The following is a 21,173-nucleotide window of genomic DNA, read 5'->3' on the forward strand; positions in this document are numbered from 1 at the left end:
CCGCCGACCAGGAGCAGCCCTGTGGCCACTCGCCGCGTACCCGAGCTCGACCCCGCCCAGGTCGCACAGTGGCAGGCCGGGGGAGGGGAACTCATCGATCTCCTCGCCCGGGTGCGCGAACAGCTCGGCGGGGTGGCCGCCTTCCGTACCGGTCCGCGACCGACCGTCCTGGTCACCGACCCCGAGGCCGTACAGCACGTGCTCGCCCTCCACCCCGGCCGGTACGTGAAGCGTTCACACCGCGCCCGACTGCTGATCGGTGACGGAGTCCTGGCCGCGACGGGCGAGGCGTGGCAGAGCCAACGGAAGCTGCTCCAGGCCCAGTTCACCGGCCGGGGCATGCGTCGCTACGAGCAGCGGATCGCCGGGGCCGCCCGGACCTCGGCGGCGCGCTGGGCCGAGTACGCCCGTACGGGGCAGGAATTCGACGTCGGCGACGAGATGCGCCGCTTCGCCCTGGACACCATCTGGCGTTCCCTGACGGGTCACCCCCTCGACGCGGAGACAGAGAGCGAACTGACCGCCGTACCCGCCGTGGTGGCCGCCCTGCCCAGCCTGCCAGCCGACGGCGCCGCGGCCCGGGGAGCGGTCGCCGCCGAACTGGCCGGCATCGACGCGGTGGCGAGCCGCGCCATCGCCGCCGCGCGCGGCCACGAGGCAGGGCCCGACGGCCCTGGCCTGCTGCACGTACTGCTCGACGCCGCCGAGACGCGCCCCGAGTACACCGACGGGCTGATCCGCGACGAACTCGTCACCCTGCTCGTCGCCGGGCACGAGACCACCGCCACGACCCTCACCTGGCTCTGTCTCTTGCTGGACCGCAACCCGGAGGCACGGGACCGGGCCCTCGCCGCGGGCGCCGACGGCTCGCCCGAGCGACAGCAGGCCATCCAGGCGCTCGTCCACGAAGCGCTTAGGCTCTATCCGCCCGCCTGGATACTGCCGCGCAGCGCGGCGCAGGACGACCACCTCACCGGGTACGAGATCGAGGCGGGCACCGACGTACTGGTCTGCCCCTACCTCACGCACCGGGACCCCCAACTCTGGTACAAACCGGGCCGGTTCGACCCCGCGCGCTTCACGGCACCCGGTCGACGCCCGGCCCACCCGGGAAGCTATTTCCCGTTCGGCATCGGCCCCCGGGCCTGCCTGGGCCTGCAGTTCGCTCTCCGCGAGTCGACCGCCCTCCTCGAACTTCTGCTGCCGACCCACGTCCCGCGCTTCCGCTCCACCCCGAAAGGGGCCGTCTACGGCATCACCGTCCGCCCCGACGGCCCGACACCCGCGGTGCTGGGCGCCGCCGCCGAGGCGGTTCGCCGGTAGTGGTCGAACTGGGTCACCCCGTTGTAGCCGTAGCTCTCGGGATGCAGCTCGTGCAACGCGACCCCGCCCCGGGCGAGCGGCCCGAGGACGCCCGTCAGGAGCCCCCCGGCCTCGGCGATGAAGGCCGCCTTCTCCGCGGCGTTGTTCGTGCCGAGGGTGATGCTGACCTCGACATGCGCGTCGAGCGCGCCGGTCAGCTGCTTGCCGTCGACGTAGTACCGGGCGGCCGGGACCACGTCGAGGTGGACGATGGTTCGCGCACGGGACTTGCCGAGGGCCGTCACCGCGAGACCGGTGAGGCCCTCGGCCAGGGCGCGCTGTGTCGCGGCGGGAAGGTCGGCGTCGGTGACGGTGACACGGATGTACGGCATGGCTCTCCTCGGTACGCGCTCTGTGTCGTGCCGGCGGGCGTCGGCGGCACGGAGCAACACTCGCCGACCTGCGACGATGGATCCAACGCACCGAAGTCATAGCTCTATGAGGCCGCCGCATGACCGTGAATCTTCCCCAGCTGAGGGCCTTCGTCGCCGTGGTCGAAGCGGGCGGTTTCAGCGCGGCGGCCGACGAGCTGGGCATGAGCCAGTCCGCCGTGTCGCACGCCGTAGCCAGCCTCGAACGCGAGCTGACGGCTCCGCTCCTGGTCCGCTCCGCGCCGGCGCGCACCACGGCGCTGGGGGAGCGGGTCCTGCCGCACGCCCGTACCGCCCTGTCGGCGTCACGGTCCGTGGAACGGATCGCGGCCGAGGCCGCCGAGACGTTGTCCGGCACCGTCCGGCTGGCCTGCACGCCGACGGTCTGCCAGGGGCTGATCCCCGGCCTGCTCCGGCACTGGGCGGAGGACCAACCGGGGGTCACGGTGCGGGTCTTCGAGGGCAGCAGCTCGGAAGTGTCCGCCTGGCTGGCGGACGGCGTGGCCGACGCGGCCATCGTGATCGACCCGCCGCCGGGGCCCGGCATCCACCTGGCCGAGGACCACTACCGGGCCGTGCTGCCCCGTGACCACCCCCTGGCGGACGAACCACGCGTGCACATCGGGGACTTGGCGGACGACAGCTTCCTGATCTCGCCCGACAACTGCGAGGCCCGCATCCGTACGATCCACACGCGGGCCGGGCTTCCTTTCGCCCCCGCCCACCGGGTGCGTGACCTGACGACGCTGATCGGCATGGTGCAGGCGGGCATCGGTGTCACGGTCCTGTCCGAGGCCTCCCGCTCCCTGCTCCCGCCCGACCTGACCCTGCTGCCCCTGAACCCCGACACATCCCGCACCCTCGCCCTGACAGGGCCCCAAAACCGCCCCTGGCACCCGGCGATCCCCTCACTGGCACAGTCGGCAGCCGGCCACCTTGCGCGGCCTCAGTTCTGAGCGCTCTCCAAGTCGTCTTGGTGGTTGCGCAGGCGGATGCTGACGTATCCCGCGGTCAACAGCCCGCTGCCTATCGCCGTCAGCGGGACGGAGACCACCAATGCCGCGAGCGGCTGGGGCCAGCTGCGGTCGGACGCGCACTGCAGTGCATCGGTGTGTGCGCCGGCGGGGCCCTCGTAGTAGAGATCCCTGGGTTCGGCGTTGACCGGGGCGGGGCAGTCCACAGCGTTGTACGTGGAGTCGTACGAGGTGAACACCTGCCATGCGGCATAGAGCCAGAGCAGCGAGGCACATGCCAGCAACCCGATCCCCCAGCCCTGCAGTCGGTTCGCCCGCGTCCGGAAGTTCTGTTCGACCGCCAATGGGTGCATGTGCACTCCTCGTGTTCGACCGGGCAGAAAAAAGCCCCGGTCCCTTACCCGGGACCGGGGCTTGCTGTGAGCGCTGGGCAGGCCTTGCACCTGCATTTCCCCGCAGGAAGCGGGGCGTCTTTCCTTGGACGACCAACGCCGGGTCCGTTGCCAGGAGTTCCTGGCCGCAGACGCAAGATCAACTGTAGCGCATGCAGCGGGCTCGCCGCACGCCGCCGCTCCCGTACGACGGCTGACGGCCGGTCACTGTACTCCATGCGGTCGGAACTGGATGCTGATGCGCCCGCCCGCAGCCCTTGCCGACTTGGGGATGGCGTGTTCCCAGGTGCGCTGGCAGGAGCCGCCCATCACGATCAGATCGCCGTGCCCCAGCGGGCGTCGGACGACCTCGCCGCCGCGGCGTGGGCGCAGCAGCAGGTCGCGGGGGGCTCCCACGGAGAGGATGGCGACCATGGTGTCCTCGCGGGCGCCCCGGCCGATGCGGTCGCCGTGCCAGGCCACGCTGTCGCGCCCGTCGCGGTAGTGGCACAGGCCGGCCGTCGTGAAGGCCTCGCCGAGCTCGGAGGCGTAGTGCGCGGAGAGGGCCGCGCGGGCCTCGTCGAGCACGGCGTGGGGGAGCGGTTCTCCGGCGCGGTAGAAGGCGAGCAGGCGCGGGACGGCCACGACCCGCTCGTACATCTGGCGGCGCTCGGCCTTCCACGGCACGTCCGTGGCCAGTCGTTCGAACAGGGTGTCGGCGCCACTGAGCCAGCCCGGCAGGAGGTCGATCCACGCACCGTCGCCGAGGGCCGTCCTGCGGATGCCGTCCAGAGAGCCCAGGCGCACGTCGTCGCTCTGATCGAAGAGCGAGCCCTGGAGCTGGTGCGTTGCCATGCGGCCAGTGTACCGAATGATTCGAACATGCGATCTAATTCGAATGGCGGAATCGATGTACCGCCATCAGCCCGCCCGCGGGCTAGCGGCTTCGCCCTCCGGTGACCAGGCGATAGAGGATCAGGACGATCACGGAACCGACGATGGCGGCGATCCAGGTCGACAGGTGGAAGAACCCGTTGACCGAGTGAACACCGAAGACCACCTTGCCGAGCCAGCCGCCGAGCAGCCCGCCCACGATGCCGATCAGCATCGTCACCAGGCAGCCTCCGGGGTCCTTGCCGGGGGTGAGGGCCTTGGCGATGGCCCCCGCGATGAGGCCGATGAGGATCCAGGCGATGATGCCCACGAGCTCGTTCCTTCCCTTGTGCGAGTGGCGGCATGTGCTCCGCCGTCCGACACTGGGATCACTGTCCATCCGGGAACCCCGGACACGGGACCAAGGTCATCAGTCGCGGGACCAAGGTCACTGCGCTCGGTAGATGTGAAGAGAGCGTTGCAGTCTCTTCATGACTTCGGGGCCGTGAGCGCGCCGTCCACGGGCAGGCGAGGAGAGAAGCCGCGAGGAGGACGCAGCCGATGCTAGTTGTCGCTCTTTTGCTCCTGCCGGCCATGGGACTCCTGATCATCGCCATGGACCGCATAGAGGACCGCTTGAACGGGGAAGCGTGGCCGAGAACCGATCGGCGCGTACGCCACCTTCGCCTCGTCCGCGGGGAGGGGCACGCGGGACGTCATCGAGCGTCCGCCGCCGAGCAGCAAAGCGACGCGGCCTGACCCACGACACGACGGGAGGGCGCCGGGCCCGCATCCGCGGATGCGGGCCCGGCGCCCTCCCGTCAGTGGCCCTGCCAGGGGGCTACAGCGACAGCGCCGTCTTCTCGGCGAGCTTCTGGAATTCCCCCAGGTCGTAGTTGGCCAGGGTGGAGTCGAGATTGGTGAGAGCGCCGAGGTGTTCGACGAAGCCCTTGGGGTCGTACTCGATCTGGAGCGTCACCCGGCTCGTCGTGTCGCTGAGGCGGTGAAAGGTCACCACACCCGCGTGATCGACCCCCTCGACGGTGTGCCAGGCGATCCGGTTCTCGGGCACCACCTCGGTGAGCTCGGCGACGAAGTTCTTCTCCGCACCGGGCAGTTCAAGCTGCCACGCGAAGCGTCGCTCGTCCATCGGCTCGACCAGCCGTACGTGGCTGAGGAACGACGGCCAGCGGGTCACGTCGCTCCACAGGTCCCAGGCGACGGAAACCGGCGCCTGGACGTCGACGGACTCGAGCAGGGACGCGGACATACGCACCTCTTTCTGGACGGGGGAGTGGCCACGGGTTCTCCGGGCCGGTGAGGCATGGCACTCCGGTACCCCTCAAGGGGCTGACCATGCGAAAACGTCACTCGGACCGTCGCGCGTCACGCCTTCTGGGCGGATGCGGCGAGCTTCTCGAGGTCGACGGTCTCGCCGGGCGCGGGTGCCTCAGGACTGACCGGCTTGCCGTAGTCGCTGAAGGTGGAGGAGTTGGGCTTCTCGCCACCCTTCGACGTCGTGCGCAGGATGTACGGCTTGCCCTCGGTGGCCACGTACATGGTGAGGGTTTCACCGCCGGAGGTCTTCTTCGTCAGCTGGATCGCCTCGGTACCGTCGACGTCCGTCGTCGAGCCCTTCTTCATTCCCTTGCGGTCCGACTTGTCCTCGTCCATGGAGGACATGAGCGCCTTCTTGTCGCACAGGCCCTTCGTCGTCGCGTCGTCGGCGGGTGCCTTCACCCACTTGTCGGCCACCTTCGGCACGATCTTGTCGCCACCGGCCTGACCCTTGAGGGCCTGCTGCCAGTACTTCTCGTCGCCCCGCAGGTAGAACGTCCCCTTCGTGTTCCGGACGTCGGCCGACGCGCCCTCCGCCTGGAAGCTGCCGTCACAGTTCTTGCTGTTGTCCACCGACAGGTCGACGGTCATCGTGGTGCCCGCCGACTGCTGCACGGTCCCCTTCATGTGCATGGAATCGGCCTGCTCCGTCGCCTTGACCGCGTCAGCCGCGATCTGATCGGCGCTCTTGCCCGCGAACGGCTGCTTGGGCTTGTCGTCCGATTCGCCGCCACCGCAACCGGCCAGAGCCACTAAAGCCGCTCCGGCGACCGCGACCGCCATGGTTCTGCTGCCCCTGACCACGTCTGCTCCTTCCCGAAGGCGCGTCCGCGCCCTCCGGTGTCATCCGCGGCCGTCGGGGCCGCGGAACACCCGATTACCCCGTTGCCGCGATGGATCACCGGAAGGACGTTGTCCACTTTCTGGACGGTCCTGTCCGGTCCTGGACTGTCCTGGGCGGGTCGGCCGGGAGGCGACGGCCGCGCGCCTGCGGCTCCTGGCGCTTATGGTGACCGAGCGGCATACGGAGACAGCCATGACGTCAGCCAAGAAGTCACACATCGACCTGGAACAGTGCCTGCTCCTGACCGGCACGGGCGGTTTCGACTGGGACCTGGAGAGCGGTGAACTCCGGCTCGATGCCAGTGCCCTCGCGGTGCTCGACCTGCGCCCCGAAGAGTTCCGCGGCAAGGTCACCTCGCTGCGGGGACGCGTGCCCCCCGAAGAGGCCGTACGCATCAGCTTCGCCGTGACGGAGGCGGACACCACGGGCGTGGACCTCTTCGGCGTCTACTTCCGCGCCCGGCACCGTGACGGCTCGGTCCACCTCACGCACGCCCGTGGACGCATCCTGCGCGACGACGCGGGCCGGGCCGTGCGCGCAGTCGGCGTCGTGCGCACCGCATCGGACGACGGGGCCCAGCTCGCGGCGACCGACCCGCGGGAGGAGCGCAGGCAGGGCGTCGCCCTGATGGTGCAGGGCACCACCCAGGCCCTCTCCCGGGCCGTCACCGTCGACGACGTGGTGGCCGTACTGTCCGGTGCGAGCGGCCTTGACCGGTTCGCCGCCGACGGCCTGGTCCTCGGCCTGGTCGAAGGCGAGAACCTCAAGCTCATCGCCCTGGTGGGCCAGACGATGCAGGCCCTCGACGAACTCAAGCTGCACAAGGTCGACGAGTCGCAGCCGCTCGCCGAGGCAGTCCTGACGAGGCAGCCACGTTTCGTGGGCTCGCTGCCCGACCTCGGGCGGCGTTTTCGCCGTCTCGGGCCCTACATCGAGCACATGGAACTCGACTCGGCGGCGTTCCTGCCGCTGGTCGCGCAGGACCGCGCCATCGGCGGCCTCGCGCTCTTCTACCGTGGCCGCAAGGACTTCACCGACGCGGACCGCAACCTGTGCATCGGGCTCTCCGGCATCGTCGCCCAGTCCCTGCAGCGCGCCATGCTGTTCGACGAGGAACGCGACCTCGCCAAGAGCCTGCAGGCCACGATGTTGCCCCGCGGAGTCCCCGAGGTCGCGGACGCCCAGGTCGCCGTGCGCTATCACGCCGCCTGGGGCGGTCGCGACGTAGGAGGCGACTTCTACGACGTCATCACCCTGCCCCGAGGACGCATCGGCGTGGTCGTCGGCGACGTACAGGGACACGACACCCACGCCGCGGCCATCATGGGGCAGCTTCGCATCGCCCTGCGGGCCTTCGCCGGTGAGGGACACCCACCCGCGACGGTGCTCTCGCGTGCCTCCCGCTTCCTGGCCGAGCTGGACACCGAGCGCTTCGCCACCTGCACCTACGCCCAGTTCGACCCCGCCACCGGCATCGTGCGCGCCGTGCGGGCGGGCCATCTGCCGCCCCTCGTACGGCACGTGGACGGCCGTGTGGGCGTGCCACGGGTCCGCGGCGGGCTGCCGCTGGGGCTCGCCACCGAGTTCGGCATGGAGGACTACCCCGAGGTGCGGCTCGACCTCGTGCCGGGCGAGACCATGGTGCTGTGCACGGACGGACTCGTGGAGGACGCCAGCTTGGACCTCGACACGGGGATCCAGAACCTCGCCGAGGTGTTGTCCGCAGGTCCCGAGAGTGCCGAGGACCTGGCCGACCATCTCTCCCGCGCGCTCTGGAAGAGATGGGGAAGCAGCGACGACGTGGCGCTCCTTGTCCTGCGCCGGCTCCCCGACCCGGGGACGCTGCACGAACCGCGCATCCACCGGTACATCCACCAGGCCGACCCCGAGGGGCTCGCCGACGCGCGCGCGGCGCTACGGGAACACCTCGCGTCGTGGGGTCTTGGGGCGGTCGCCGACGATGTCGAGGTGGCCGCAGGCGAACTGCTCGTCAACGCCCTGGTCCACACCGAGGGAGGCGCCATTCTCACCCTGGAGGTCCTCACGGGGCCGCCTCGCCGCGTCCGCCTCTGGGTGAAGGACCGCTCCAGCACCCGCCCCCGCAAGAAGTCCCCGGTGGAGACCGCCACCTCGGGCCGCGGCCTGGTCCTGGTGGAGGCGGTCGCCTCGCGCTGGGGGATCGAGCCCCGGGGCGAGGGCAAGGCCGTCTGGTGCGACTTCGCGGTCCCGGAGGGGTGACCGGCCCGGCGGTCACATTTGTCTGCCGCGCTCCGTCAGGGCAGTAACAGCGACGTGAAAACCCTGAGGAGACAGCGATGGCAACACGTTCGATCACGGCACAGATCCCGACGGCGCCGCGGATGACCGAGGACCCCGCGGAGCTCGTCCCCGAGCTCGCGGCGGTGTCGGCGGCGCTTTTCAAGGTCACCGGCAACGGCTCGATACCGCGTTCCACGATCAGCCTGGTCCAGCTGCGTGCCGGTCAGATCGTCGGCAGCACCTATCTGACCGTTCTGCACACCGGATTCCTGCGCAAGGCGGGGGAGTCGGAGGAGCGCGTCACATCGGTGGCCAGCTGGCAGGACTCGCCGTACTTCACCGAGGCGGAGCGAGCCGCGCTGGCGCTTGTCGAGGCCGTGCTCCAGCCGTCCACGCACGGTGAGAGGGTCTCCGACGAGCTGTACGCCCGGGCGGCGGAGCACTACGAGGCAAAGGCGCTCGCCACGCTGATGTTCGCGATCGGGCAGGTCAACTTCTTCATCGCGGTGGCGCTCATCGCCAAGCCCGTGCCCGGCAGGTCGTTCACCGACCCCTGGAACTGACCCCCTTCGCGCACGACCTGCCAGGACCTGGCCCCGCACAAGGAGCGTCGGCCGCTGCCCCCCACGGGCAACGGCCGACGCGTACGGGCCTGGCAGCTTCGGTCAGGCCTTGTCCTGCATGCTGCTGCGGGCCGGGTTGGACTGCTCCGCGGCCTTGGGGTCCTTCTCGTTCGCCTTGGCGCGCACGCCCTGCTCGATGCGTTCACCGATGGACTTGTCGATGTTCGACCAGTACTCGAAGGCCCTGACGAGCACGGGCTCGGTCACTCCGTTGAGCAGGTGTCCGACGACGTTGTCCACGAGACGGTCGCGTGCGGCGTCGTCGAGGACCTCGCGCACCATGGTGCCGGGCTGGCCCCAGTCGTCGTCCTCGGCGTGGTCGACGTACGCAGCCCGGGTGATGTCGCCGTCCGCGTACCAGCTCGGCGGGGAGCCGTAGCGGGCCGTGTCGGCGGCCGGGCCGCCCTTGGAGTTGGGTGCGTAGACCGGGTCCTGCCGCTTGTGGATCGCCATGGCCCCGTCCTTGGAGTACGTGTGGACGGGCACGATCGGGGCGTTGACCGGCAGCTGCTGGTAGTTGCCGCCGATGCGGTAGCGGTGTGCGTCGGCGTAGGAGAACAGCCTGGCGAGCAGCATGCGGTCGGGGCTCGGGCCGATGCCGGGGACCAGGTTGTTCGGCTGGAAGGCCGCCTGCTCGATCTCGGCGTGGTTGTCCGTGGGGTTGCGGTCCAGGGTCATCTTGCCGACCTCGACCAGCGGGTAGTCACCGTGCGGCCAGACCTTCGTCAGGTCGAACGGGTTGAAGCGGTAGGTGGCCGCTTCCTCGTACGGCATGATCTGCACGTACAGCGTCCAGCTGGGGTAGTCCCCGTCCCGGATGTGCTCGAAGAGATCCCGGGTGTGGTAATCCGTGTCGGCCGCGGCCATCTGGTCGGCCTCGTGCTGCGTGAAGTGCTCGACGCCCTGGTCGGTCTTGAAGTGGTACTTCACCCAGAACCGCTCGCCCTGCGCGTTGATCCACATGTACGTGTGCGAGGTGTAACCGTTCATGTGGCGCCAGGTGCGCGGGATGCCCCGGTCACCCATCAGCCACGTGACCTGGTGGGCGGACTCGGGCGAGAGGGTCCAGAAGTCCCACTGCATGTCGTGGTCACGCAGGTTGTTGTCCGCCCTGCGTTTCTGGGACCGGATGAAGTGCTGGAACTTCATCGGGTCCTTCACGAAGAAGACCGGGGTGTTGTTCCCCACCATGTCGTAGTTGCCCTCGGTGGTGTAGAACTTCACCGCGAATCCGCGCGGGTCACGCCAGGTGTCCGGGCTCCCGCGCTCACCGGCGACGGTGGAGAAGCGGATCACCAGGTCGGTGTTGGTGCCCGGCTGGAAGAGGGCGGCCTTCGTGTAGGAGCTGACGTCTCCGGTGACTTCGAAGTGGCCGAAGGCGCCGCTGCCCTTGGCGTGCGGCTGCCGCTCAGGAATCCGCTCCCGGTTGAACTGCGCCATCTGTTCGATCAGATAGGAGTCCTGCAGGAGGATGGGGCCGCCGGCGCCGACGGTGAGCGAGTGCTCATCGCTTTCGACCGGCGCGCCGGCGTCGTTGGTGGTCGCCTTACCTGTGACGTCGCTCATGAGGTACGAGTGCCTTTCGATGGGTGAGATCTCAGCGCCGCGACGGCCTTGGCCCGCAGCTGCGAAGGGCTGTTGTCGAGAGTCGGTCTGGCGTGGCGGATTCGGCGGCGTGCTGGCGTCGAGTCCATATTGCGGCTTTTCCCCCGGTGTGGCCATTTATTCCACTAGGGGTTGTTCCACTACGGGCCTCCTGGCCGGCCTGAGCTCGTCGACCTCTCCGAGCTCTTCGGTTGGGTTGGGTCCAGAGCCGGACAGAGTCCGAGTGCCCGACTTGGCGCCGCCAATACGTGACGAACGCTTCCGTTTCTCAGTGACGGCCGGGTTTTCTCAGTGACCGCCGGGTTCTCAGTGACCGCCGGGGCTGGTGAGGTTCTCGCGGACCTTGGCGATGGCGAACCCCCAGCCCTGCTGGACGGTCGGCTTGGCCGGCACGGCGATCTCCTCGGGGTTGGTGAGGACGTCCAGAAGGACGGGTCCCGGCGTGGCGAAGGCCTTGCCGACGCCCCCGGCGAGATCCTCGGCCCTGCTCACGCGGATGCCGGTGATGCCCAGGGCTTCCGCGACCGCGGCGAAGTCCGGGTTGTCGAGCTCGGTGCCGAACTCCGGCAGCCCCGCCTCCTCCTGCTCCAGCTTCACCATCCCGAGCCGCTGGTTGTCGAAGACCACGAGCTTCACCGGAAGCTGTCGGCTGCGGATGGTCATGAGGTCGCCGAGCAGCATCCCCAGACCGCCGTCGCCGCAGAAGGCGACGACCTGCCGGTCGGGGTCGAGGAGCTGCGCGCCGATCGCCTGCGGCATCGCGTTGGCCATCGAGCCGAGGTTGTACGAGCCGAGCAGGCGACGGGAACCGCGCATCTCCACGAAGCGCGAGAGCCACACGGTGGCCATGCCGGTGTCCGAGGTGAACACGGCGTCGTCGGCCGCCAGGGCGTCCACCGCGGCGGCCAGCGCTTCCGGACGTACGAGGTGATCGCGGTTGTCCAACGCGGAGCGGACCTTACCGATCAGTCCGCGATCGTGTCCGGGCGAGGCGAGCCGCTGCTGTCCCTCCTGCCACTTGGTGAACTTCTCCCGCGCTCCGTCCAGGTGCCCGCGCTCCGTACGCCGCTCGAGCCGCTCCAGGAGTCCGCGCACGGTGGGGCCGACGTCGGCGGCGAGGGCCACCTCGACCGGGACGCGCCGCCCGATGTGCTCGGCGACCCGGTCGACCTGGACGACCTTCTTGCCCTCGGGATACCAGTCCCGGTACGGGAAGTCGGTGCCGAGCAGCAGCAGCGTGTCGGCGTGGTCCATGGCGTGCGCGGCGGCCGGATTGCCGATCAGGCCCGTCTGGCCGACCTGGTAGGGGTTGTCGCCCTCGAAGCCTTCCTTGGCCTTGAGCGTGAGCACCATGGGAGCCGCGAGCCGCTCCGCGAGCGCGAGGACGTCCTCGCGGGAGCCGCGCGCTCCGCGGCCGACCAGCATGGTGACCTTGCCGCCGTCGGAGAGGGCTGCGGCGGCCTCGTCGAGCACCGGGTCGTCGGGCCGGTTGGCGGACTGGGCGACGGAGAGCCGCGTCGGCCGGTCGTTCGGCAGTTCCTTGTCGCCGACGTCGCCGGGGACCGTCAGCACGGCCACACCGCGGCGCCCGATCGCGGTGCGCGCGGCGATCTCCAGGAGGCCGGGCAGTTGCTCGGGGGAGGTGACGGTGGCGCGGAAGACGGCGACGTCACGGAAGAGGAGGTCGTTGTCGACTTCCTGGAAGTAGTCGGTGCCCACCTCCGCGAGGGGCACCTGGCCCGCGATGGCGAGTACCGGGGTGCCGCTCTTGGCGGCGTCGTACAAGCCGTTCAGCAGATGTACGGAGCCGGGGCCCACGGTGCCCATGCAGACCCCGAGGGTGTCGGTGAGCTGCGACTGGGCGCCTGCGGCGAAGGCGGCAGCCTCCTCGTGGCGGCAGCCCACCCATTCGACGGACTTGCTGGCGCGGATGGCGTCGGTGAAGGGGTTCAGGGCGTCCCCCACCACGCCGAACACATGGCGCACTCCGAGTTCTTCCAAGGCGTCGATCACTACGCGGGCAACGGTGCGGGTCATCAGATGTTCCTTTCTGGATCAGCGGACAGGGCTGGCGGCAGGGCGTTCGTGCGGGTGGTCCGGGCGTGTGGGTGGTCCGGGCGTCCGGGCGGTCCGGTCGGCGCGGTCGTCAGGGCGTGAAGGCGTCCGGGTCCGCTGCCCGCCAGTCGGCGGCCCAGCTCGCCGGCGGCGCTGTGAGCAGTTCGCCGGGGGACAGCCACTCGTACAGCTCGGCGTAGGACCGGAACTCGCCGTGGTCCTCGCGGCGCCGCAGGAGATGAGGGCCGAGCTGCGCGGGGTCGTTGACGCCCATCGCGGCCATGATCTGCAGCGCGCTGTGGACGGTGGCCTTCTGGTAGCGCGCCACGCGCGCGGCCTTGTCGACGATGTCGAGGGCGCGGGCGCGGCGCGGGTCCTGGGTGGTGACGCCGGTCGGGCATCGGTTGGTGTGACAGCGCTGGGCCTGGATGCAGCCGACGGCGAACATCATCGCGCGGGCCGCGTTGGTGTAGTCGGCGCCGAGCAGGAGGCGCTTGACGATGTCGGCGCCCGTCGCCACTTTGCCGCTGGCGCCGAGGCGGATCTTGTCCCGCAGGCCCGTGCCCGTCAGAGCGCTGTGCACGGTGAAGAGACCTTCCCGCAGCGGCATGCCGAGGTGGTCGGCGAACTCCAGCGGCGCCGCCCCCGTGCCGCCCTCCGCGCCGTCCACGACGATGAAGTCCGGGGTGATCCCCTCCTCCACCATGGCCTTGCACACGGCGAGGAACTGGGTCCTGGATCCGGGGCACAGCTTGAATCCCACCGGTTTGCCGTTCGCCAGTTCCCGTAGCCGGGCGAGGAACTGGACGAGTTCGCGCGGGGTGGAGAAGGCGCGGTGGTACGGCGGCGAGACGACGGTCTCGCCTTCGGGCACGCCTCGTACCGAGGCGATCTCGGCGTTGACCTTGCTGCCGGGCAGGACGCCACCGATGCCCGGTTTCGCGCCTTGCGACAGCTTGAGCGACACGCAGCGCACGGAAGGGTGGGCGGCCTTGTCGGCGAACTGCCGCGGGTCGAAGTCCCCGTCGCGGGTGCGGCAGCCGAAGTAGCCGGTGCCTATCTCCCAGACGAGGTCACCGCCGGGCCGCAGGTGGTGTGTGGACAGGCCGCCCTCGCCGGTGTCGTGGGCGAAGCCGCCGCGTGCCGCGCCCGTGTTCAGCGCCACGATGGCGTTGGAGGAGAGCGAGCCGAAGCTCATCGCCGAGACATTGAGGAGAGCCATGTCGTACGGCTCGGTGCAGTCGGGGCCGCCGATCCGGACGCGGGGCGGCTCGTCGGGGACGGCCACCGGGGCCATGGACGGCACGAGGAACTCGTAGCCGCGGGCGTCCATGTCGCGCTCGCTGCCGAACGGCTCCTCGGCGGCGACCCCCTTGGCCCGCTCGTAGACGATGCTGCGGGTGTCGCGGTCGTAGGGCCTGCCGTCGTAGTTGCGCTCCACGAAGTACTGCTGCAGTTCCGGGCGCAGCGTCTCCATCAGGAACCGCAGATGGCCGAGCACCGGATAGTTCCGCAGCACGGAGTGCCGCCGCTGCACCAGGTCGTACGCACCGGTCAGCGCCACGGCCAGCAACGGAGCCGCCGCGAGCCACCACCACGGGGATGCCAGAAGGGCGAGCAGCACACCGCCCACCGCGCAGGCCGCCAACAGGCCCACCACCACAAAACGCGTCATGCCCCTCGTGTGACCTGATTTCCGCTGGTCACACGTTCAGTGATCAACACGTCGCCGGAAGGGTCCGGCACCGGGCCGCTACCCCAGGAACGCCGCCATGGTCGCCACGAATCGCTCGGCGTCGTCGAGCCACGGATAGTGGCCCGCGCCCGACTGCATGACCTGCGCCCGGCGCTCGCCGAATGGTGGGGGAGACTGAGGGCGTGCTGATCATGGATGCCGTGTTGGAGACCTACGAGGCTCGGGGCTTTACGCTCTGGCCCGTTTCCGAGCCGTCCGAGGACCGTCTCCTGCGCCTGTGCGGTGACCTGTCGTCACGTCAGGTCGGCACTGCCATGGCGGTCTTGACCAGCTACAACCTCCGGCCGCGCAAGCGTGGAGAGCGTCAAGCCGCTGACGGCGTGGGGCAGTTGCGTCGGTTGTTGGCGGCCGAGTGCGTTGTCGCGCCCGGCGGGCTGAGGGTCCGAGACACCGTCACCGGGGCTACGGTCGCGCCCGGATGCTGCTTCGGGCTGGAGAACTGGCGGGATTGGTTCGGCCTTTTGGACGGCGAGGAGCCTTGGCTCGGCCATTCCCCCGAACCGCGTGTCGAGCACGCAGGGTCGGTCATCCGGCTCTGGCCTGACGTGGACCGCCAGGAAGGGGTGCCCATCACCATCCCCCGGGCGGAGTTGCGGGAACTTCTGGGCTCGGTTCAGGACGACCTCTCGGGCTTCCTGAGCGTCGTGGAGCGGTGGGCTTCCGCGTACTTCGCGGACGTTACTAGCGGGCTGGTCTCGGCCCTCGATGAGGCCCTCGCCGTATCCGTGGCACTGGACGATTCGCCGTAGATTTCGAAAGCGGGTGCGAGTACCGCAGGTAACGCCAGCGTTCCTCTCTCTTCCTTAATGCAAGTCACTCGAACTTCTTGTTTCCCGTGAGTCGGCTGTGCCAAGGTGAGCTTCCTCGCGCTCCGGCAATGATCAGATCCGCCTTTCCTGTTCGAGATTCGTGCCGTCGACCCAAAAGGTCTTCTGTCGGCCGTATCGGACGGTCCACGGTTTGTTGATCCTGTTTCCCCTCTCAGTAGGCCATAGGTATGCACCAATCAGGCGCCCCTATTCGGTGGGTGTTGTTTTCCGCGTGCCGTCTTTCGGCTTGGAAGGAAAAGGTTCCGTGCAATCCCCCCACCCCCCACGCCCGACCCACCCCCCTCGTGCCGGTGTGAGCCCCGAGGAATCCGACACGAGCCTCGCCGCGCGACTGCGGGGCGAGGCGGAGGGGGAGTCGGATCAGCCTGTCGCGCTTCTGCTCGCCCGGCACTGGCAGGCGACGTACGACTACTCGGCCATCTGCCTCGCCGCCTGGTCGAGTTCGGCCTCGATGGTCGCCGCGGCGTCCTTCCACCGCGTGCTCGGGCAGATGGCGAGCGCCGAGCCTGGCGGGGCCCTGCGTCCGTATCTCCTGGTGACCGTCCGGGAGACGGTCAGGGGATGGACCGTCGACGAGCGAATATCCGCCCTTATGCCGGAACTCCGCAAACCCACCGGCGGTCGCGGTATGCGGGCGGCGACGACCATGACGCCCGAAAAGCGGCGACTCGCCGCACGCTCGTTCTGGGCTCTTCCCGCAGTCGCCCAGTGTCTGCTCTGGCACTCCGCGGTCGAGGCCGACGACATATCCATACCGGCTGGTTTGTCGGGCTTGAGTGCCGACCTCGCCGTCGCCGCCCTCGAGCAGGCGCGGGAGCAATTCAGGGCAGGCATCCTCCGCGGTCACCGGGAACTCGCGCCCACCGAGGAATGCCCCCTCTACAACCGAATCCTCGACGTCACGATTCGTCGCGGCGGCACCTTGCTTCCCGATGTCCAGCAGCATCTGTCGTCGTGCCGCCACTGCTGTGACGTGACCGAACAACTCAGCTTTGTCGAGGGCGAGTTGGGCACGCTTCTTGCCGAAGCGGTACTCGGGTGGGGCGCTCGCCGCTACCTCGAGTCGCGGCCGGGGCGAGGAGGAGCCACGAAGCGTGGCGCAGGGGCTGCCGGTCAGGGCGGCAGGCACGCGGGCGGTGGCGGACGACACCGTCCGCCGTCTCACGTCGCCCTGCCGGGCGGCGGTCACCTGCCGGGCAGCGGTCACCTGCCGGGCGGCGGCCCGCTCGCGTCGACGCGTACGCCCTCCAGGGCGCTGCGCACCGGAGCGGCCGTGGGGTCCGCGGCCCTCGTCGCGACGGTGCTCGTCATCGCCCTCTCGTCGGGTGACGGCGGTGGCGACGGTGCTGTTCCCCCGACCGGGATGACCGGCATGACCGGAAGCCATGACGCCCGACCGAGCGCGGATCCCGAGCCGCCCTCCGCCGGTACCTCCCCGCCCACATCGGCGGGGTACCCCGGCAGGTCCGACCAGGGCAGGCTCCGCAATACGGAGGCGGATCTGTGCCTCGACATCCGGGGCAAGGCGAAGCCCGGCGCCGAGGTGAAGCTCGCGAAGTGCTCGGCCGCGGGGAGCCAGCAGTGGTCGTACGACAAGAACGGGCTCCTGAGCAGCGCCGCCAGTCCTCAACTCTGCCTCGACTCCCACCGGGACGACGGCGTACTCGTCCTCGGACCCTGTGTGGCACCTTCCACCGAGCATGCCGACGAGGTGCGCTACGACCTGACTGCGCGGGGGGAGTTGTTGCCGCGGTGGCACGAAGGACTGGCGGTCGCGCCTGCCTCGTCGCGCAAGGGAGCGGAGGCCGTGGTCAAGGACCGTGACGGATCGCCGGAGCAGCGATGGAGGATCGACTCCTCCACGAGCTCCCCGAATTCCCGCTCGATCAAGGGAAGGGGCGAACCCACCGTGAAGGGTGTGATGGGTGAGAGGGATGGGAGGGGTGGGAGGGGCGGCCAAGGTGGCAAGGACCGGGCCGGAGCGCCGCGCGGTGGCGAGCACGTCTGCACGGGATCGACCTGCGAACCCACCTCGTCCCGCGCACCGAGGCCGGGGCCTACGGAGGCCCGGGAGGAAGACCGAGGAGAGAGGGGCGACGGCGACAGGCGTGACGGCGGCGGACGCCACGGCGAGAGGGGCCAGGGGCCTAAGGGCGGGGACCGGCGGGCATCGCCGTACTCCACCCGGCACGGCGAAGCCGAAGAGCGGTTTTCCGAGGGCGGCTGCCGCGCCGATTCCGAACCGATCGGGCAGAAGCGTTCTCGTGAGGGCGTCGGGACTCCCGCCCTGCGAAACGGAGTTCTAGGCCGGAGCGTCAGCGAGGGAGTGCCACCGGGTGAGGGGCGGCGAGTGAGGGGCGGCACGGAGGGCGCACGCTGAGCGTGGCCAATGAGTGACTAGGGTCGGGCCATGACGAGGACCACACCGCCGCGGCCACTGGACATCGAGGCGCTCTTTCCGGAGTTGGCCGCGCACCGAGGCACCACCACCCGGCTTCACCCGAGGCCGGGCAGCCCCGACGTGCAGGCCAGTTCCGTGGGTGGGCCGATGCTGTGGCCTGTTGCCGAGCCGTGGCCGGCGTGCACGGAGGCTCACCGTCGCGGAAGTGGCCGCCGTCCCGCGGACATCCACCGAGAGCGCGAGATCCTGGAGCGGGCGTGGGCCCACCCACCCTTCTCGGGCCCCACGGAGGAGGACCGGCAAATCCTGGACGAGCTGGACCACAGGCACCGGCTGCCCGGTGTCTCCGACACAGATCCGCTGCCGATGGTCGCCCTCGCCCAGCTGTACTGGCGGGACATCCCCGACCTGCCGGCCGGCCCGGACGGCAGCGACCTGCTCCAGGTGTTCTGCTGCCCTTTCGACGCGCACGGCCCGTCCCGGTACGGCCCGTTGTTCCACCTGCGCTGGCGGCGGTCGGCGGAGGTCGGCCAAGTGCTGGCCGCTCCGCCGCAGCCGCAAGTCGTCGGTGCCGTCGGTTATGTGCCCAAGCCCTGTGTGCTGCAGCCGGAGCAGGTGGTGACGTACCCGTTCGCCGGCCTTCTTCCCAAGGCGCTGGGCGAGAGGATCTACGCCTGGGAGGAGGCGCTTGAGGAAGAGGCAGAGGCGGCTCAGGAGGGCGGCGACGACGAGTACCGGGGCGAGGACGAGCACGGAGTGATCCGCTACCAGTACGACCTCTCCATCCCACCAGGATGGCGCGTCGGCGGATTCGCGTCCTGGCACACGACCGACCCGTCTCCCATGGACTGCCCGACCTGCTCCACGCCCATGCGATTGCTGCTGACCATCGACAGCTCCGAGTGGGACGGTGGCAGCGGCAGCTGGAGACCGACGGAGCAAGAAGGCCTCACTCCGCACCCGTTCGCCACACCCACCAAGGTCATCGTCGGCCGCGCCGGTGAACTCAACGTCTTCGCATGCCCCACGAATCCAGCCCACCCGCACCGCTGGAGCATCCAGTAGACCGACCCCGTCCGTCGATCCGGCCGCCAATCCGTCGCATCACCGACTGTCAGTGGTTCCTGCCATCGTGGGAGCCATGAGTGAGTCCGTGGAACGCGTAGACGATCACGATCAGGTGTTGGCCGTCGTGGACCGGGCCGATGCCATTCGGCATGGCTGGCTGCACCGCGTGGCGACCATCGTGTGTCGTGACGCCGCCGGGCGGATCCTTGTTCATCGCCGACCCGGGGACAAGACGCGCTTCCCGGGCCAGTTCAACTGGATGCTGGGCGGGGCCACAGAGGTGGGGGAGTCGTACGAAGAGGGCGCCGCGCGGGAGCTGTCGGAGGAGCTCGGGGTCGAGGGGCGCCCGCGTTTCGTTTCAAGTTCCTGTGCGCGGGCGTGATCAGCCCCTACTGGCTCGGCCTGCACGAGGTCGTGGTGCAGGGCCCGGTGCGACCTGACGCCTCGGAGATCGCTTGGCACGCCTGGTTCACGGAGCGCGAGTTGACTGACCTGGTGCGTCACGAGGCGTTCGTTCCGGACGCTCGGGAGGCCTTCGACAGATACCGTGCCCTCCGGCAACCGCCGAGAGACTGCGCGTGAGTTGGGCCCTTTCAGCGGACCCACGGAGTGCTTCTCGGCGGCCGTGTCCGCTTCCACATCGAGACGAGCCACTGCATGGCCACCGCTTCCCGGTCATCGGCCGCGTCTACTGACAGACTGCACCGATGATCGACGTTCTTCCTGGTGGTCTGACGGCGCGGCATCCCGTTGAGGGAGACCATCCGCAGGTGCTCGCCGTCCTTGATGAGTGGTGGGGTGGACTGAAAGGGGCTGCGGGGGTGTTGGAGCGTTCGTTGCTCCTGCCCAGGCTGTACTTCCAGCACTTCACCACCACCAGCTTTCTGGTCGAACGCGAGGGGGTGCAGGTCGGCGGGCGGCAGGGTGACGGAGGGGACGTCGCGGCCTTTCTGGTCGGTTTCTTGTCGCAGACCGAACTCGACGCCGCCTACGTGCACTTCGTCGGAGTCGACCCGCGACTGCACGGGCAGGGCATCGGGCGGGCCTTGTACCGGGCCTTCTTCGCTCTCGCCCGTTCACACGGTCGCCGATACGTGCACTGCATCACCAGTCCGCAGAACACCGCGTCGCAGTCCTTCCATACGCGCCTCGGTTTCACGGCATCGGGCGTGAAGCCGGACTACGACGGCCCGGGCCTCGACCGGGTGACGTTCTCGATCGACCTCGCTGCTCGGTGAGGAGCCTGAGCGTGAGACGTCCGTCGACTTCCCCGGGGGAATCTCAGCTGTCGGGGAAGGAGGCCTTCGTCAGCTCTTCGGAGATCTGCCAGACGCGTCGGGCCTCCTCCGCGCCGCGCAAGCGGGAGTAGAGCTTCTGTTCGCCGGGAGGGCCGCCCATGTGCCCCGGACCGCGAGGCCCGTAGAACCCGCCACGCCTGGCGTCGGGGGAGGTGGCGGCGTACAGCGCGGGAAGTTTCGCGGTTTCGACCGTCCCGACGATGATGCCGCGGGCGGACAGCGCCCGGATCAGGCGCACGCCCATGGTGTCCTTGGCGCGTCCGACCTCGGGGCGCGCGGCGAGGAGGCTCGTCGGGGCGACTCCGGGGTGGGAGAGGTTGCTCGTGATGCCCCAGCCGTGGGCCTGGCTGCGCCGGTCGAGTTCGAGGCCGAAGAGCCCGAACGCGATCTTCGACTGGCTGTACGCCTTCATGCCGTCGTAGGAGCGTTCCCAGTTCAGGTCGTCCCAGTTGATCGCGCCTCGATTCGCCGCGACGCTGACCTGCGAGGTCACGCGTGCGTGGCCCGCGCGCAGCAGTGGCAGCAGGTGGGCCACCAGGGCGAAGTGACCGAGGTGGTTGGTGCCGAGTTGCAGCTCGAATCCGTCGGCGGTCGTCTGCCGGTCGGGCGGGGTCATGACGCCGGCGTTGTTGATGAGGAGGTGGATCGGCCGGCCCTCCTGATGAAGGGTCTCGCCGAGCGCGTCGACGGAGTCGAGCGAGGAGAGGTCGAGCTCGCGGAGCGACACGTCCGCGTCGGGTGCCGTCTCACGGATCGTGGTGAGCGCCGCCTCGCCCTTGCGTGGGTTGCGCACGGGCAGGAGCACTTCGGCCCCGGCCGCGGCGAGCCTCGCGGCCAGGCCGAGCCCGATGCCGTCACTGGCTCCGGTGACGACGGCGCGCTTGCCGGCCAGGGCGGGGACGGTGACGTCGATGGGTTTGCGTGGCATGTTCCCGCTCCTGGGGGGTGTGTGGTGGGTCGTGGACTCCGGAACTCCGGAACTCCGGGACTCCGGGACTCCGGGACTCCGGCCGGATCAGCGCCGGTGCACGGGTACGTCACCGAGCCTCGATCGGCGCCGTGGCGGCGGCAACTCCTGAAGGGGGGATCGACAGACCGTGGCTGCCGGGGTGCACGGACGGTAGAAATGAGCATCGTAGGAGGCA

18 protein-coding genes and 1 pseudogene are annotated in these 21,173 nt (G+C 69.7%); 9 read left to right on the top strand and 10 right to left on the bottom strand.

The genetic code is table 11. From position 1 onward, the window contains the following. Positions 1–21: 21 nt before the first annotated feature. Positions 22–1,323 carry a cytochrome P450 gene (locus ABXJ52_RS34810; RefSeq protein WP_367047784.1) on the top strand — a complete coding sequence of 434 codons (1,302 nt, stop codon included), beginning with the start codon at positions 22–24 and terminating at the stop codon, positions 1,321–1,323. Here the strand turns inward: ABXJ52_RS34810 and ABXJ52_RS34815 are convergent. Next, positions 1,248–1,694 carry a tautomerase family protein gene (locus ABXJ52_RS34815; protein ID WP_367047786.1) on the bottom strand — a complete coding sequence of 149 codons (447 nt, stop codon included), beginning with the start codon at positions 1,692–1,694 and terminating at the stop codon, positions 1,248–1,250. The genes ABXJ52_RS34810 and ABXJ52_RS34815 overlap by 76 nt on opposite strands. Positions 1,695–1,813: 119 nt before the next feature. Here ABXJ52_RS34815 and ABXJ52_RS34820 point away from each other — a divergent pair, with 119 nt between their 5' ends. After that, the gene (locus tag ABXJ52_RS34820; RefSeq protein WP_367047788.1) at positions 1,814–2,689 is read left to right on the top strand and encodes a LysR family transcriptional regulator; all 876 of its coding nucleotides are present in this window, start codon (positions 1,814–1,816) and stop codon (positions 2,687–2,689) included. On the opposite strand, the gene ABXJ52_RS34825 is transcribed toward ABXJ52_RS34820, so the two are convergent. The 5 genes from ABXJ52_RS34825 to ABXJ52_RS34845 all read right to left on the bottom strand — a co-directional run bounded on the left by ABXJ52_RS34825 (position 2,680) and on the right by ABXJ52_RS34845 (position 6,093). Further along, positions 2,680–3,060 carry a hypothetical protein gene (locus ABXJ52_RS34825; RefSeq protein WP_367047790.1) on the bottom strand — a complete coding sequence of 127 codons (381 nt, stop codon included), beginning with the start codon at positions 3,058–3,060 and terminating at the stop codon, positions 2,680–2,682. The genes ABXJ52_RS34820 and ABXJ52_RS34825 overlap by 10 nt on opposite strands. 243 nt (positions 3,061–3,303) lie before the next feature. Beyond that, complete coding sequence (locus tag ABXJ52_RS34830; RefSeq protein ID WP_367047791.1) at positions 3,304–3,933, bottom strand: alpha-ketoglutarate-dependent dioxygenase AlkB; 630 nt, start codon at positions 3,931–3,933, stop codon at positions 3,304–3,306. Positions 3,934–4,015: 82 nt separating this feature from the next. Continuing rightward, on the bottom strand, positions 4,016–4,282 hold the full coding sequence (locus ABXJ52_RS34835) for a GlsB/YeaQ/YmgE family stress response membrane protein (protein WP_367047793.1): 267 nt from the start codon (positions 4,280–4,282) through the stop codon (positions 4,016–4,018). Between the two features lie 510 nt (positions 4,283–4,792). After that, positions 4,793–5,221 (bottom strand): SRPBCC family protein, encoded by a 429-nt coding sequence (locus ABXJ52_RS34840; protein ID WP_367047794.1) that lies wholly within the window; start codon positions 5,219–5,221, stop codon positions 4,793–4,795. A 116-nt stretch (positions 5,222–5,337) separates the two neighbouring features. Then, the gene (locus ABXJ52_RS34845) at positions 5,338–6,093 is read right to left on the bottom strand and encodes a hypothetical protein (protein ID WP_367047796.1); all 756 of its coding nucleotides are present in this window, start codon (positions 6,091–6,093) and stop codon (positions 5,338–5,340) included. A gap of 232 nt (positions 6,094–6,325) precedes the next feature. Between ABXJ52_RS34845 and ABXJ52_RS34850 the strand changes: the two genes are divergently transcribed. Beyond that, positions 6,326–8,371, top strand: coding sequence for a SpoIIE family protein phosphatase (locus tag ABXJ52_RS34850; RefSeq protein WP_367047798.1), 2,046 nt, complete (start codon positions 6,326–6,328; stop codon positions 8,369–8,371). A 77-nt stretch (positions 8,372–8,448) separates the two neighbouring features. Continuing rightward, on the top strand, positions 8,449–8,955 hold the full coding sequence (locus ABXJ52_RS34855; RefSeq protein WP_367047800.1) for a carboxymuconolactone decarboxylase family protein: 507 nt from the start codon (positions 8,449–8,451) through the stop codon (positions 8,953–8,955). A 102-nt stretch (positions 8,956–9,057) separates the two neighbouring features. On the opposite strand, the gene ABXJ52_RS34860 is transcribed toward ABXJ52_RS34855, so the two are convergent. The 3 genes from ABXJ52_RS34860 to ABXJ52_RS34870 form a co-directional block, all read right to left on the bottom strand. Beyond that, positions 9,058–10,581, bottom strand: coding sequence for a catalase (locus ABXJ52_RS34860; RefSeq protein ID WP_367047802.1), 1,524 nt, complete (start codon positions 10,579–10,581; stop codon positions 9,058–9,060). Between the two features lie 345 nt (positions 10,582–10,926). Beyond that, positions 10,927–12,657: a thiamine pyrophosphate-dependent enzyme gene (locus ABXJ52_RS34865; protein ID WP_367047803.1), complete on the bottom strand. Its 1,731-nt coding sequence runs from the start codon at positions 12,655–12,657 to the stop codon at positions 10,927–10,929. Positions 12,658–12,766: 109 nt separating this feature from the next. Further along, the gene (locus tag ABXJ52_RS34870) at positions 12,767–14,350 is read right to left on the bottom strand and encodes an FMN-binding glutamate synthase family protein (RefSeq protein WP_367047805.1); all 1,584 of its coding nucleotides are present in this window, start codon (positions 14,348–14,350) and stop codon (positions 12,767–12,769) included. 203 nt (positions 14,351–14,553) lie between these two features. Between ABXJ52_RS34870 and ABXJ52_RS34875 the strand changes: the two genes are divergently transcribed. The 5 genes and pseudogenes from ABXJ52_RS34875 to ABXJ52_RS34895 all read left to right on the top strand — a co-directional run bounded on the left by ABXJ52_RS34875 (position 14,554) and on the right by ABXJ52_RS34895 (position 19,968). Next, the gene (locus ABXJ52_RS34875; RefSeq protein WP_367047807.1) at positions 14,554–15,180 is read left to right on the top strand and encodes a hypothetical protein; all 627 of its coding nucleotides are present in this window, start codon (positions 14,554–14,556) and stop codon (positions 15,178–15,180) included. Between the two features lie 373 nt (positions 15,181–15,553). Continuing rightward, the gene (locus tag ABXJ52_RS34880) at positions 15,554–17,641 is read left to right on the top strand and encodes an RICIN domain-containing protein (protein ID WP_367047808.1); all 2,088 of its coding nucleotides are present in this window, start codon (positions 15,554–15,556) and stop codon (positions 17,639–17,641) included. 30 nt (positions 17,642–17,671) lie between these two features. Next, complete coding sequence (locus ABXJ52_RS34885; protein WP_367047810.1) at positions 17,672–18,727, top strand: hypothetical protein; 1,056 nt, start codon at positions 17,672–17,674, stop codon at positions 18,725–18,727. A 76-nt stretch (positions 18,728–18,803) separates the two neighbouring features. Next, positions 18,804–19,312, top strand: a pseudogene (locus tag ABXJ52_RS34890) (NUDIX domain-containing protein). A gap of 125 nt (positions 19,313–19,437) precedes the next feature. Then, positions 19,438–19,968 (top strand): GNAT family N-acetyltransferase, encoded by a 531-nt coding sequence (locus ABXJ52_RS34895; RefSeq protein WP_367047812.1) that lies wholly within the window; start codon positions 19,438–19,440, stop codon positions 19,966–19,968. A 43-nt stretch (positions 19,969–20,011) separates the two neighbouring features. Here the strand turns inward: ABXJ52_RS34895 and ABXJ52_RS34900 are convergent, their stop codons facing one another. After that, positions 20,012–20,956 carry an SDR family oxidoreductase gene (locus ABXJ52_RS34900; protein WP_367047813.1) on the bottom strand — a complete coding sequence of 315 codons (945 nt, stop codon included), beginning with the start codon at positions 20,954–20,956 and terminating at the stop codon, positions 20,012–20,014. Between the last annotated feature and the right edge of the window lie 217 nt (positions 20,957–21,173).

The sequence above is a fragment of the Streptomyces sp. Je 1-332 genome, assembly GCF_040730185.1.
GTDB lineage: Bacteria > Actinomycetota > Actinomycetes > Streptomycetales > Streptomycetaceae > Streptomyces.

Coding starts and splice junctions, on each gene's coding strand:
- ABXJ52_RS34815 (WP_367047786.1), bottom strand. CDS start 1,694: ATGCCGTACATCCGTGTCACCGTCACCGACGCCGACCTTCCCGCCGCG.
- ABXJ52_RS34820 (WP_367047788.1), top strand. CDS start 1,814: ATGACCGTGAATCTTCCCCAGCTGAGGGCCTTCGTCGCCGTGGTCGAA.
- ABXJ52_RS34825 (WP_367047790.1), bottom strand. CDS start 3,060: ATGCACCCATTGGCGGTCGAACAGAACTTCCGGACGCGGGCGAACCGA.
- ABXJ52_RS34830 (WP_367047791.1), bottom strand. CDS start 3,933: ATGGCAACGCACCAGCTCCAGGGCTCGCTCTTCGATCAGAGCGACGAC.
- ABXJ52_RS34840 (WP_367047794.1), bottom strand. CDS start 5,221: ATGTCCGCGTCCCTGCTCGAGTCCGTCGACGTCCAGGCGCCGGTTTCC.
- ABXJ52_RS34850 (WP_367047798.1), top strand. CDS start 6,326: ATGACGTCAGCCAAGAAGTCACACATCGACCTGGAACAGTGCCTGCTC.
- ABXJ52_RS34855 (WP_367047800.1), top strand. CDS start 8,449: ATGGCAACACGTTCGATCACGGCACAGATCCCGACGGCGCCGCGGATG.
- ABXJ52_RS34860 (WP_367047802.1), bottom strand. CDS start 10,581: ATGAGCGACGTCACAGGTAAGGCGACCACCAACGACGCCGGCGCGCCG.
- ABXJ52_RS34865 (WP_367047803.1), bottom strand. CDS start 12,657: ATGACCCGCACCGTTGCCCGCGTAGTGATCGACGCCTTGGAAGAACTC.
- ABXJ52_RS34870 (WP_367047805.1), bottom strand. CDS start 14,350: ATGACGCGTTTTGTGGTGGTGGGCCTGTTGGCGGCCTGCGCGGTGGGC.
- ABXJ52_RS34885 (WP_367047810.1), top strand. CDS start 17,672: ATGACGAGGACCACACCGCCGCGGCCACTGGACATCGAGGCGCTCTTT.
- ABXJ52_RS34895 (WP_367047812.1), top strand. CDS start 19,438: ATGATCGACGTTCTTCCTGGTGGTCTGACGGCGCGGCATCCCGTTGAG.
- ABXJ52_RS34900 (WP_367047813.1), bottom strand. CDS start 20,956: ATGCCACGCAAACCCATCGACGTCACCGTCCCCGCCCTGGCCGGCAAG.